Raw genomic sequence first — 12,929 nt, 5'->3', positions numbered from 1 at the left:
GTTTGTCATGGCGAAAAAGGTACTTGCTCGGTTCAGCGACGCACAGCTCTTTCTGTTCATCCGACACCTCTTTGCGGCTGAGGGATTCCAGGTTGTCCTCGCGGGCGACAACGACGCTTGTGCACAAGCGGACGAAGCAGACTATGCGGCTGTAGTCATTGATGTCTCGGGCGCGCCCTGTCCAATGGCGCTGTTGCAGGTGCGCCAATCGTTCCCTCAAGCGGCTCTAGTCGTTTTGTCGAGACGTGATCAACAATGGAGTGATCGGCTTGGCTGCAATGATCTTCTGCTAAGCCGCCCTTTTAATCCGTCAAAGCTGGTGCGTTTCTTACGGCAATTACGCTACCGAGATTCAACTGCTGGGCTTTCGTTGACTTCAGCGACCACACTCAAATACGCGGATATCGAGATGAATCTCGCCCGTATGCAAGTTTTGCGCGGCGGGTTGGAGGTGCCGCTGACACCGCTGCAGTTCAGGCTGTTACGCCACATGTTGGAGCGCCCGGGCGACGCTTGTACGAGAGAGGAATTCATTGAGTGTTGCTGGCCCGAAAATATCGAGGTTGAGCCGCGGACCGTTGACATTCACCTGGGTCATATCCGACGGACCCTGACACGGTTCGGGCCAGACCTTATAAGGACCGTCAGGGGTTCCGGCTACGCGCTTCGCAAGCGACATGACATCGCGGATGTCACGTCGCCAGGCGATTCAGGACCTCACCCCAGAACCTGACCTTCTTGTCGTCGCCTTCGAGCCAGGCATCCAAGCCGCAATATGCGACAGCAGTAGGGGCGTTGCTACCAAAGATCTGAACCGCTACTGCGGTCATTCCAGACGTATCGATATCTCCGTCGAAGCCCGGCTTCGGTTCTTTGTTTTTCGAAGCTCGCAGTTTTATATCGCGCGACATATCTACCTCCAACGCGTCCGGCGATGGACTGAAATGGGGCTGATTGCCGGACGTTGGCGCACCATTATCGTTCTTCAACCGATATCGTGCCGTCCCTGGCTATATGTCGCTGGAAATTAATAACGTTCTCGGCCGGCATCTGCAAGGCCGTAGTGTGGGATGGAAATACGTGTATTCTATTGATTGGTTGAAAGGCGTGCAGATGCGGTGTTTCCATCTGCAGTGAGGTATCTCATAGCACTTAGTCCGATCCCGTCGTCACACCGCTGCATGCTTTAGGACCAGAGAGAGCTCCGCACCCCTTCGGATCTTATGAGCTTCGGCAACGGCACAGGGGAGTGAAGTGCTCAGTACGCAAAGCTACAGGGTAGGGCGACCATTCTTTCCCGCGAATGACGCCGTTTTTGGTATTCTGCTGATACATCGAACTCCATGTTGAAAATGATCGGGGTTCAGCTCGTAGTGCATGTTAAGAAGCGCTTAACACGCCTGCCGACATCTTGGCGCAGCTCTCGGATGGAGCGGGAGCAAACGTACCCCGCATCGGGAAGCCGTTCACGAAACTTCAACTTGCTGATGCCGTCGCGAGCGCGATTCCGACGCGGCAGAGCATCGGGCCTGATTATGGCTAGCCTTTTTCTGCGTTCCGCATAGGCATGCTGTCGATGAGGCCGAACATTTCTGTGGCCCCGACGATTCTGTCGCTTCGGAGCTTCACATCACCGTCTTTGCCAATGAGAAGTACCTTGAAGCGTTCGTCGCGCATGTGAGCTTCTCTTCTAATTGCGGAAGCATCCAGTCCAGAAGCTTTGCCATAAACGGCATGAACTTCATTGACTGACACACGGATGATCACCATGTCCCGATCGGCAAGTTCGTTCTCTTTACTCTTCAGGAGGTCGATCTGCTGGAGCACTTTCTCGTCATATGTCTGCCCGAAAACGAGGACAACACGGTTCTTCCATTCTAGTTGGGAAAGACTGTCCATGGCGAGTACCTGAGTTGAGATAAGGGAGGACAAGGCAGAAAGGACAACGGATCGCATCACAGGGTCTCAAGATATCGCGGCGATAACGTCGCAGCTGGCAAAATGGTAGATCCGCGCTCTATTACGATTTGACTTGACAATAGGCCTAGCGCCACGTTCACAGGCGGTCAGCTTGTTCGTCGGGATCGTGCATGCAAGGGTCAACTTCAAACCTCCCGCCATAAAGGGCTCCACGACCCATCGTCGTCTGTTCGAACAGGCGGAAATTCTTTAGCGTGCTGCCCGCGTCTTTCTGGGCTGCGCTTCCATGACAAATGGAAGGTGGGACAAGACGAGGCTAGACGGAGCGGACGAAGGGCGCGCACCATCCAACAATGCATCGATGTAAGAAAGCGCGTTTTGAAGCCCATTCATCGTATAGGGCTTCTCGATCGCACCGATCGCTCCAGCAAAGTCTTCCGGGATTCGCTTGAGATTACCGGATACGAATACGTACGGAATGCCGACCGATGCCAAATGACGCCCGACTTCGATCCCGGTCGGTCCGTCGCGCAGCTGGATATCCACGAACGCGAATTGCGGGGCTTGCCGGCCTATCAGGCGTATCGCTTCGGCAAAGTCAGACGCGACCCCGATCACCTCATGGCCGCTGGCTTCCACCTCGCTTTCGAGCTCGAGGGCAAGCAACATCTCGTCTTCGACAATCAACGTTCTCAAACCGCTTCCTTTCTAATTGTCAACGAGGAGGGTCACACGGACATCTGTTCGGTAGCCTTCCACTTGGCGGTGGATCTTGGCATTCAACTGACGGAGTGAAGCATCAAGCATTGCACGACTGAAGTCGTTCTGTTCCTTGTCCACGTCGACAGGAGTCACGGTATCGACGACCCGGATGAGCAAATGGCTGTTCAGGCGGCGAATTTCGAGATGTATCTCTCCGCCTCCGTCGCTCAGGCCTCGTCGCACGGCATCTCCCAAAAGCTCGTTGACGATCAGTGCGAGCGGGGAGGCCTTGGACGCGGAAACTATTACAGGGTGGAGATCCGTCGTAAGGATGATATCCGGACGCCCTAGCGATCCCACAATATCGACGGCGAGATCACCCGCGAACTCTGCGACGTCGAAACGTCCAAAGCGTTCGTCGTTTAGAAGCTTTCTTTGCACCGTACTCAACGCTTCTACGCGGTCGAGAACTGACTTGAGCGTTCTTTCTACCGTGCCGTCCGCAGTCCTCCGCATCTGCAACTTGATGATCGACGCTATCGTCAGAAGGTTGTTCTTGACCCTGTGATCGACCTCGTGAACCAGGTCCGTCTTTACACTCAGAGCTTCGCTTAGTTCCGCTGTACGTCTTGCCACTTCTGCTTCGGCGATAAAGCGGGCCGTTGCCAACTCCGCTTCCTTACTCTTTATGTTAGTGAAGTCGAGCTGAGACGCGAAGAAGTAGATAACCGCGCCGTCACGGTCGCGGACCGGGCTGACGAACAGAGCATTCCAGAAGGTGCTGCCGTCCTTTCGGTAGTTCAGGATATCAACAGCAACATCGCGCTCGCCACGCACCGCTTCTCTGAGTTTGTGCACGGCAGCGCGGTCCGTATCCGGTCCTTGAAGAAGGCGGCAATTCTGGCCGACCAGTTCCGCTTGGCTGTACCCGGTGAGCTCAGTGAAAGCGCGGTTCGAAAAAATGATCGGGTTGTCGTCCTGCCGCGGATCGGTAATCAGCATCGGCATTCGGGTCGCTTTGAAGGCTGCTGCGAAAGGATCTCCAGGAACGCGTGATGCAATCAGCCGATCGCCGGCATCGCGCGCGTCTCTGATATGTTTTCGGTCCTCTATGTTCGTCATCCGGGCCGGGTCTTGGTCGCAAACCTTGTGGCATATATCGTGGTCCACGGTATCTATTCGCGGTCTTCCGGTTTTCAAGAGTTGTCACTTTGACGGAAAGCATCTCTTGTAAAACAACGAAATGCTTGTTTTGCAGCTTTTCCACGCTACATCTCGACCGTTGAAGGCGGGAACAGCGCGAAATGAAACACCTGCAGATAGATCGACTGCTCTCCGTTGATCTGCAGTTGACACTAAAAGCAGCTACTCCCTTCGTGTTTCGCTTCGCCTCAGATCGACCTGATTTGATCATTCTCCAAAAAGTAATAGGCCTTCGCGCGTTGCGCCCTGCGGGATGTGGATAATGACCACTTTGGCGGGCTCAACGCGATAGTAGATCAGGTGGTTGCCGTGAACGCGTCGACGGATCCCATGTTGTTGATAGCGAGGAACGAGGGCGAAGCTGTTGGGGTGACTAATGAGATCTTCACATCGGCTCCGCAGCTCTCGAACGAATGAATGAGCGCGCCGTGGATTGTGCTCGGCAATGTCATAGGCGATCTGCTCAAGATCGCCTTCGGCCTCGCTGGTAAACTCAAGGATCATGCGGGAATTTTCGGCTTTGTCAGCCATTGCACGGTACTTAGCGTCGAGACGGTCGAACACATCGCTGGCCGATTTAGTCCGGCCGCTGTCCGCATTAGAGATGTCGCGCATAATTGAAGCATCCAAGGCGGCTAGTCGCGTTTCACGGTCTTGAACGAGCCGCACGCCCTCACGCAGGATTTCACTTTTCGAGCAGTAGCGGCCAGCGTCCATGAGCCGCTGAATATAACCTCGGGACTTCATGAGCCTTCTCCGATCGAGGCCCGCAGAGTGTATCAGTTTTTCCGTGTCCCCTGGTCCAGCCCGAAGGGTTCACTCCAGAGTGTATCAGTTTTTCCAGATCTCGTGGTCCAGCCTCAGGGGTTCAGTCCAACGCCGGGTCAGTTCTCAGTGGCAATCAACAGTTGATGTTAAAATTCACACCCTGATTTGCTTTGCAAACAAAAAAGTTCCATAATTATGCTTATCTCACAAAATTCTGTAGGCTGGTCAGCACGCGTCTCTAACCAGCTTTGACAAATTCTGTAGCTGGGGTACATTCTATTTCCAAGCGCGACATGCCAGTAATTTCAATGGCTTCACTTTGGAGATTTTGGCATGTCCAGATGCTACACGCAAATCACCCTCGCCGATCGCCGACGCCTTCAACAGCTGATGACTGCGAAAGTGTCCATCAACGAGATGGCGCGTTTACTTGGTCGTCATCGCTCGACGATCTATCGCGAGATCAACCGCAATACGTTCCATGATCGTGAACTGCCAGACTATGACGGCTACTACAGCACGCTTGCCAATGATCTGGCTCGGGAACGGCGATGCAGACTGAGGAAGCTCAGACGTCATCCCGATTTGCGCGAGGAAATCATTAGTCAATTGAAGGCTCGCTGGTCTCCGGAGCAGATTGCCGGACGCCTGGTTTCGGACGGCATATCCCTGGTTCGTGTCTGCAAGGAAACGATCTATCGCTTCATCTACAACAAGGAGGATTACGGCTTAGGTCTCTATGAATACCTGCCGGAAGCGCGCCGCAAACGTCGTCCATTGCGGTCGAGGAAACCACGAGATGGTGCGTTTCCATCGACACATCGGATCTCAAAGAGACCTGATATTGTTGGGCAAAGACTGCAGTTCGGCCACTGGGAAGGCGATCTCCTGATCTTTGAGCGTCCATTCGGCGAGGCAAACATCACCTCGCTTGTCGAGCGCAAGAGCCGCTACCTCGTGCTGATCAAGAACCCAAGCCGCCACTCTGGTCCGATCATGGGTCGCGCCACTGGCCTGCTACGAGCACCTCCTCGTCTGGCCGGTGTTGCAATCGGCGTTCTACCGGCCCAAGGCCATCGTCGCAGTCGGGAGCGGCTTGTGGACTGCGGGGACGTCGATCATCGATATTCAGCAGGCGAGCGCCGAGGCCTGGGCACGCCTGTTCGACGTGCCGCTCGTCATCTCGTTTAACATCTGAAACATGGAGCTCGCATGCTGCGCTGATCAAGGAATGTGCCGCCCCATCATTGAAACCGGCCATCGTCGAGCAGTTCGTGCAGGCCATCGATCTCGTTGACCCTTGCGCCAATCTGCGGATGGGCACAGCGATGTTCGCCAAGATCCTTCGTATCGTTGCGAAGTGGTATGAGATCCAACGGGCGAGGAAGTGTTCTCGCAGCTCGTCAATGACGCGATCCACGCCTGGCGGACCCGCAAGTTCTAGGGTGAGAGTGTGTTTCAGGCTGAGGATCCGGGTAGAGCAATCTTGCAGGGATCGGCGGTGGAGAGTGACGATGCTGCTGAAGGTGAGGAAGACAACATCATGCTGAAACCGGAGGAAGATCTGATCGAGCCGGACAACGCCGGTATCCGGATCGACTTGACGAGAATCGGCGGCCAGAAGTGACGGGGCTTAGGGTTGTTCGCTCTTTGAATTAAAATTGGACGGCACCACGCTTTAAATTAGACGGACTATGAGTTAAGAATGGCCGGATGGCCGATTATCCGCATCCAAAGTCCCTTATTGATCGTAAAGCCTTGCCTCTTGTCGAGGCAGCTCTGGCCGATACCCGTGTGGTTTTGATATCCGGGCCTCGGCAGGCTGGTAAGACGACGCTCGCGCGCATGTTCTCGGACAGGGATCGACCTTATATCACATTGGATGATGCGGGCACCTTAAATGCCGCCAAAGCCGACCCCACAGGGTTTATACGCGGGATCAAGCGAGCGGTGATCGACGAGGTCCAACGAGCCCCCGATCTGATGCTCGCAATTAAGGCAAGCGTGGATGACGATCAGGAGCCGGGACGGTTTCTGCTGACGGGCTCCGCTAATCTTGCGACCATTCCGGCCATTGCTGACTCGCTCGCCGGCCGAATGGCAGTCATTCCGCTTCTTCCCTTTGCCCAAGCCGAAATCCGTTCAAGTCCGGGCCTTATGCTCGATCGATTGTTTGCGGAGGAAGAACCAGCGATTGATGGTGAGGTTGTTCAGGGCCAGGCACTCATGAACATGGTCTTGGCCGGCGGCTACCCTGAAGCCTTGAGGCGAACCACGTCGGCGCGGCGCGTCTCGTGGCTTGAAGACTATGTCAGTCTGATCCTGGATCGCGACGTGCGCGACATTGCCAAGATCGATCAGCTCGATCGTTTGCCCCGCCTCCTGAACGTCCTCGCAGAACACGCCGGGCAATTGATCAACAATAGCAGCTTTGGTTCGGCACTGGGATTGTCCGGGGTCACCGCCCAGAAATACATAGCCATCCTGGAGCGGTTATTCCTTGTCAAAACTTTGGTGCCATGGTCGAACAACCGGCTCAGTCGGCTTGTCAAAACGCCAAAGCTCCATTTCATCGATACGGGACTTCTAGCGGCGTTGCGCGAAGACGAGTTGGCGAGGCTATCCGACGACAAGACCCGATTTGGCGCCCTGCTAGAGAGTTTCGTCGTCTCCGAACTGATGAAACTGGCATCCTGGTCGGAGAGACGCGTATCGTTCTCGCACTATAGAACGAAGGATCTGGATGAGGTGGACGTCGTGATTGAGGATCGGCGTGGGCGGATCATCGGTATCGAAGTGAAGGCGTCTGCGACCGTAAAGGCCGATGATTTTCGCGGGTTACGTCAATTGCAGGCAGCGGTCGGTGATCGTTTCGTGAGAGGCCTCGTCCTGCATGATCATGACCGCATCACGCCGTTCACCGAGCGCCTGCAAGCAGCACCGCTATCGGTTCTGTGGTCCATGTAACGCGCACTGTTAGGTTGCTTGCTTGGTTGGGAGTTATGCTGGGAATTGATAGATGCTTTGATGATCGCGCCAACGTCTTAAAGCTTGCGCGGCCTGCGTGATGCCCGATGAGCGGGAATTCAGATCTCCGCAAGTTCGACCATCCGCGTGGTGAGCGTAGGAACCCCTCCATAACTTGCCAGGCTCGGGCTTTTGGCAGTCCGCCGTACATTCCTTTTGTCCGCGAACCCTCATAACCTGTTTCAGCCCTAAGAAGCCGGACCCTTGGCAATGGCTCAGGGACAAAAGTCGGAAATGAAAATCACCGCCCTACAAAATTAATACGACCACTTGGAATTCGCCGGCGCTACTGTGATTTAACAGATCGGGCGTCGCATAACGCGTTGCACATAATTCGGGCCGCCGTGGCAGAAAGGGACCGTCGAGAATGCAAACAAGCGCATTCGACGCTACTTGCCCGGCATCACAGATCTCGCGGACGTCTCGCAAAGCGACCTTCTCCAGCTCACACGCCACCTCAACGATCAACCGCGTAAATGCCTCGGATACATGACGCCGACCGAGGCATTTGCGGCACATTTGCAGGCTAGAGCGTGATCCTTATCCTCCAAAGCGGGCACGATGCACTTTGGCTAGCTCCTCCACAACACGTCGCGGGTGTTTGACCTTGTTTGCAGATGGCCGCCCAGTGATCGGAAAACATCTCTGCCCAGTCCTCCATCGAAAGTCCGAACATCTCACTTTTGGCGGGCCTGATTTCCATCTCACTTCCGAACGGGCTTTCGGTGATCGCCTGAACCCTGTGGCGCTTCAGCGGGTAAACTGCGCTCCGAGCGTCTTTCAGTCAGTTCTGGAGATAGTCCAGTCGGACCACGCGCCTCTCCGGGCGCGCGGCGAAGTCGTCGGCACGCTCACACCGGAGGGTCAAAAGAACGCGCAGGATCCGGTGAAGGCGCTGCGCCCGATCGGATGGTCTGCTGACAATACGGTGCACGCCGTCTGGGCCGCTCTGAAATGATCGGGTATTTTCGAGTATTCCTCTCCCTTCAACAGCCTGTCGTATCTGGCATGAAGCCTGGAGAATAGAAAAAACTATAATTTACGTTCTGCGCAACCTCATCGCTGAGATGACGCAGCAGAATGTACAACAAATTCAACTGTCGCTGGATTTCACGCCCATCATCAGTTCCTGCAGCGGGATTTTTAGGTTTGTGCTGATCCGCGTTATGACCTGCAAGGACGGGTTAGCGGTCGCGTTCAAAATCGCGAAATAAAACGGCGTCGTGATCTCGCAAAGGCGCGCCATGTCATTTTTTGTCAAGCTGCGTTTTTCCCGCTCGCGCTCGATGACCATGGCCATGTTTCGCAGAATCATGGTGCCAAGATCAGTATCAGGTTTCCTACGCTTGCTAGCCATTGCAAAATAAACTATAATTTATGAACTGTGTGTGCGATGAGAAGGTTGCGATGTCCGCCAAAGCCACATCCGTCTATGTTATGTTGGGAATGCTTCTGACGATCGCCAGCCTCCCCTCCCCGGCTTCTGCAGGCGAGTGGGGTTGTGAAGTCCTCCTGTGCGCCTCGTCTTCCAATCCGTCGTGGAGGAGCGTGCCCGCCTGTCATCCACCGATGAACCGGCTGATTTCTGCAATGAGGAAACCGGGTTTCGACTGGCCGACCTGTCCGGAAGCCGGAACGACGGCCCCGGGCTACGAGAGATATGCCCAGTGCCCAGAAGGCTACCGGGTCGGGCACAGCAGGGGCCGCAATGGCTTCACCGGAGAGGATGATCTGTGCGTGAAGACGGTGAACGTATGCCAAGGTAGCACGCACGGTCTCTTCAACTCTGATCGGCAGCGAGGCTGTATACACACGGTTTCCATTTCTCGACCGCTCAGGTCAGAGCCATACTATTTCGACATCAAGAATGACACGTCAGGCCGAACCGAGCGGCATTGGTTCGGGGTTAAGAGATAGACCGTTTTGTTCGGTTAAGGAAGGTTTAAATCTTTGCGCATTGTCAATCGGCTTACCCTGCTTGGGAATGTAGCAACGTCACTCCGCGGACAGGTATGCTAAAGGTCATGGTGGCCACTGGCATAAAAGGTAGGCGGACGGTGAGGAAAGCGCCACCGATTAAATGCGTCACGATACCAGACAAGAAGCAGGCTCGACAAATCAAAGCCGATATAGGTGAGGGTAATCTAGTCCATGGAGTTCCGGGTTTGCAGTAGCAGCTACGGCCGAGCCAACAATAAGATTTACGCAACCGACATAATTACCCGGTCTGTCAATATTACCCGGTCTGTCAATTTCGTTTAATAATTCAGGGAGGATTACTGTTCCAGGTGCTAGTTGGACGCCCATTATCTCTTTTGCATGAACCGCCGCGACGCCATTCATCGCGCCCCAACGTCAGAACTATATGATGCCGCTTCTTAGTTCCGCTTTGGTTTTTCAGCCGCAGCGCCGTGAGGACGGCGCAGGCGCGGCGCAACGAGCCGCGGGAAGCCCGCCTTACCCGATGTACCGAAATGGTTTGCCGGGGTCCCGCAGCCGCATCGAGGGCAAAGCCGACTTTACCAAGCACCTCATCCTTCTGCGCGGTGTCGATGATGGCAAGGTCTATAATGTCGGCGACACCGTTTGCGAGATCCTCCTGAAGAACGGTGATGACGGAACCAGCGCCTACGGATTGATGCTGAGCTTTTTCGCATCCGCTGCCTGAACTCCTTGGTGGCGCAGACCGACACGATTGACGCCATTAAAGTGCGCCATTCCCGTGACGTACAGCACAAGGTCATTGAAGGTAACAAACGCATTTTCGGCAAGGCCGAACGCACCTTGGTTGCGCCGCAGGTTTGGTACGCCATACGCATGGACACGGAAGAAGGGAGAATTCTGGCAGATGCTGCCCACGTGCTGCGGTTCGGAGACACTGAAGGCGAGACGACGACGTCGATCAAGGCGGAACAACTGCTTGTCCGCGCTGTGACCGGCACCGATCATCACATCAAACTCAACAAGGCCCTGTAGTTGCTCGGTGAATGGGTGACGGCGCTGAAGGCGAAATAGAAGCCGGATGCGCCGTCGGCGTAGCGGCGACGCATCGCTCCCCCCTCCCCTCCCCTCCCCTCTCTCCTCCTCACGTCCCGCTTGGGTTCATGAAGGAGACTTGCCGCCCATTGCCTGCCCCTTGCCGCATTGAGCGGCGCGAGCCAGGATGAAGGGTGCCCATACCCAATCCCTCGAGCTAATCTCCCCCCATGACACAGATCAGGACGACAGTTCGTCTGGCTCACCCGCCGTGTCGATCACAATATTTTGTCAGCGTATCGTCGGGGGGGCGATGACGCGGAGCCCTCCCCTCGAAGTTGCTCGATTGTTTGGGCGGAGAAACACTCAATGGCGCACTGGGATGCGGGACCATCGCCTCCGGCGCGTCATCATTTTCTCGCCTCGATCCTTGACTTGAACGACGGCCGCTAGGGAGGGTGCATTCGCCTGAGGGCGCACCTTTTGGAAAACGCAAACTCAGGCAACAGACCATGACCGAGCTTTCCACCTTCATCCTCTTCAACGAAGGCGGCACACTCAGCAGAAGCTAAACACTACGTGCCCTTAACCATGCCGACATGGTTTTGCGCTGGCGGAGGTTGGCTACGGCTACGAGCCATTTCGTTCACCGGAAGCGTGCTTTCATCCGATAATCTCATGCCGGCCTCTCCTCCCCGGGTGACGGGCACCAGTGCCAATAACCGCTTCGAACCCGCACCTAACAAACGCCTTTTGGTGCGAGAGGAGCGTTAAAGCCCTCCCCTCCTGTCGTCGGCCGAGGAAATCACAATGAACTTATGTGGGCAGGCCAAATAGCATCTCGTCGATAAAAGCAGCGAGCGCTTCCAAAATAACCTTATAGAATGAGGCAAATTGCATTACTGATGCGTCGGCCGGAGGCTCGGGCGAGGGACTTTTTTTCACAGTTGCCGCGACGTGCCCTCGGTACTCAACCGGGGGAGAGCGGTAGCCGCGCGGAGGGGACCCGCCCTCAATAGCGCTGACGGGTTTTCAGGACCGGTGTGAAGAACAATCGTGTTTTTGATGATGGTGATCTTCTTCGATCGCTTAGTCGGCCACCGCCCGCCCGGTCGGCCGCACTCAATGCGCGCGCAGAGCCGGTTTAGGCCGTTTCCGTCGATTCCGTTGGTTGCCGACTGAACAAGTGATCGTCGACCATATGCGATCGAGCCCAGAGTCCGCGCTGAGGGGAGCTGTGAGGTCAATGACGGCGGGCGGGAGTCTCTCTACTTACCTGGGTCTGGCCCATCGAGCGGTTCGCTCCAGGTCGACGAACGCCCGACGCCACACCTATCGAAATCCCCTGCCCGCCCCAAAACAAGCGGAGCGCTACGAGCGACGGTAGTCGGTCCCGGCTTCCCCTTCGGGCCGCTACACTGTGCCTCCCGCGGCTACCGTCCTCCGCTCTCGCGCATCGAGAATTCCTGACATTTCGGCCGCAGGACGGCGCGATGCTGATTTCTCCGATACTCGCCAGTGATGTCTAGACGCCAGCTGTGCTAAGCGCCGCTTGCTCAGTTCGATCGTTGCTCCGCATCCTGTCGGTTCACCCCCCCGATCCAACGAGCCAGGATCGTTTCCTTCGCATTGGCGATATGGGGCAATCTTCAAAGCAAAAAAAATGTAGGCATCTCGGAACGTCGGGACAGACCTCGGTCGGTCGGCGGTGCCAGCGCGATGATGGCGTGTAACCGTTCTACGTTGATGATAGCCGGTGCCGGAACGGCGAGTCTGTAAAGGCAGCCGAGTTATCGGCTGCGGGAGGTCGCGCAGTTTCCGGCACGGGCTACTTTTTCCCGGCCACCCGCCTTGCTTCGCCTGGATTGGAACAAGCTCTGCGGCCCTCCCCGCCTCATGGATCCCCATGACCTCGCCCGTTTTCGAACCCGGAGTGAAGCTTTCCGCAACCTGCCGCTACATGCACGACCCCTCAGGCGCTGGGGGTTCGTGTCATTGCCTCATCTCGACACACCACGCTGAGCGAGACCATAACCGCCTTCGCGCCCATCATGGTGCTGGAAGAGGTGGTTGCGAACGTTAAGCGTTTCTCTCTTTGGGCTGCAGCCTTCTCGTGCATCCTCTGCGAGATCAATTACCTCCTGCGGGTCTCCCTATTGCTTCGAATCTCGCACTTCACGGCGAGGAGCCGCTGATGAGCTCATCCTTGCGAACGATCCTGTCCGATCCGACAATGGCAAACGCCAGAGTAAGCTGCTCGGCGGGGCGCCAAAATCTTGAATCGCAGATCGTTCCATGGGCGCGACGATTGAGGTGGAGCCCCAAGGCGTCTA

At 55.8% G+C, this 12,929-nt stretch carries 10 protein-coding genes and 5 pseudogenes; 8 read left to right on the top strand and 7 right to left on the bottom strand.

Annotated features, from left to right (window positions below; genetic code table 11):
* Positions 1-7: 7 nt before the first annotated feature.
* On the top strand, positions 8-733 hold the full coding sequence (locus BLX89_RS21915) for a winged helix-turn-helix transcriptional regulator (RefSeq protein WP_075293186.1): 726 nt from the start codon (positions 8-10) through the stop codon (positions 731-733).
* On the opposite strand, the gene BLX89_RS21910 is transcribed toward BLX89_RS21915, so the two are convergent.
* The 6 genes and pseudogenes from BLX89_RS21910 to BLX89_RS21885 form a co-directional block, all read right to left on the bottom strand.
* Positions 693-989, bottom strand: coding sequence for a hypothetical protein (locus BLX89_RS21910; RefSeq protein WP_143523724.1), 297 nt, complete (start codon positions 987-989; stop codon positions 693-695). The two genes, BLX89_RS21915 and BLX89_RS21910, sit on opposite strands and share 41 nt — an antisense overlap.
* A gap of 550 nt (positions 990-1,539) precedes the next feature.
* A complete protein-coding gene (locus tag BLX89_RS21905; protein WP_158025991.1) occupies positions 1,540-1,899 on the bottom strand; it encodes a DUF4174 domain-containing protein in 360 nt (119 codons plus the stop codon).
* 270 nt (positions 1,900-2,169) lie between these two features.
* Entirely contained in the window at positions 2,170-2,616 is a 447-nt protein-coding gene (locus BLX89_RS21900; RefSeq protein WP_075293102.1) for a response regulator, read from the bottom strand.
* Between the two features lie 12 nt (positions 2,617-2,628).
* Positions 2,629-3,744, bottom strand: coding sequence for a PAS domain-containing protein (locus BLX89_RS21895; protein ID WP_198935188.1), 1,116 nt, complete (start codon positions 3,742-3,744; stop codon positions 2,629-2,631).
* A gap of 288 nt (positions 3,745-4,032) precedes the next feature.
* Positions 4,033-4,311 (bottom strand): annotated as a pseudogene (locus BLX89_RS21890) (type II toxin-antitoxin system RelE/ParE family toxin); the annotation flags it as partial.
* Positions 4,312-4,332: 21 nt separating this feature from the next.
* A pseudogene (locus BLX89_RS21885) lies at positions 4,333-4,572 on the bottom strand (type II toxin-antitoxin system ParD family antitoxin); the annotation flags it as partial.
* Between the two features lie 354 nt (positions 4,573-4,926).
* On the opposite strand from BLX89_RS21885, the pseudogene BLX89_RS21880 reads away from it, so the two are divergent.
* The 5 genes and pseudogenes from BLX89_RS21880 to BLX89_RS24430 all read left to right on the top strand — a co-directional run.
* Positions 4,927-5,598, top strand: a pseudogene (locus BLX89_RS21880) (IS30 family transposase); the annotation flags it as partial.
* Positions 5,599-5,635: 37 nt separating this feature from the next.
* Positions 5,636-5,791: a hypothetical protein gene (locus BLX89_RS21875; protein ID WP_425348632.1), complete on the top strand. Its 156-nt coding sequence runs from the start codon at positions 5,636-5,638 to the stop codon at positions 5,789-5,791.
* A 22-nt stretch (positions 5,792-5,813) separates the two neighbouring features.
* Positions 5,814-6,220 (top strand): annotated as a pseudogene (locus BLX89_RS25150) (lysozyme family protein).
* A gap of 86 nt (positions 6,221-6,306) precedes the next feature.
* Complete coding sequence (locus tag BLX89_RS21865) at positions 6,307-7,560, top strand: ATP-binding protein (protein ID WP_075293101.1); 1,254 nt, start codon at positions 6,307-6,309, stop codon at positions 7,558-7,560.
* Between the two features lie 402 nt (positions 7,561-7,962).
* A pseudogene (locus BLX89_RS24430) lies at positions 7,963-8,157 on the top strand (transposase); the annotation flags it as partial.
* Between the two features lie 556 nt (positions 8,158-8,713).
* Here BLX89_RS24430 and BLX89_RS21855 read toward each other — a convergent pair.
* Positions 8,714-8,920: a helix-turn-helix domain-containing protein gene (locus tag BLX89_RS21855; protein ID WP_158025990.1), complete on the bottom strand. Its 207-nt coding sequence runs from the start codon at positions 8,918-8,920 to the stop codon at positions 8,714-8,716.
* Between the two features lie 1,068 nt (positions 8,921-9,988).
* On the opposite strand from BLX89_RS21855, the gene BLX89_RS25145 reads away from it, so the two are divergent.
* Positions 9,989-10,288, top strand: a complete 300-nt coding sequence (locus tag BLX89_RS25145) for a DUF945 domain-containing protein (RefSeq protein WP_245292897.1) — start codon at positions 9,989-9,991, stop codon at positions 10,286-10,288.
* Positions 10,289-10,296: 8 nt separating this feature from the next.
* Complete coding sequence (locus BLX89_RS25140) at positions 10,297-10,596, top strand: DUF932 domain-containing protein (RefSeq protein WP_245292896.1); 300 nt, start codon at positions 10,297-10,299, stop codon at positions 10,594-10,596.
* Positions 10,597-12,929: the final 2,333 nt, after the last annotated feature.

This window comes from Pararhizobium arenae, from assembly GCF_001931685.1.
Classification (GTDB): Bacteria; Pseudomonadota; Alphaproteobacteria; order Rhizobiales; family Rhizobiaceae; genus Pararhizobium; species Pararhizobium arenae.
This window is presented reverse-complemented; position numbering and strand designations above follow the sequence as displayed.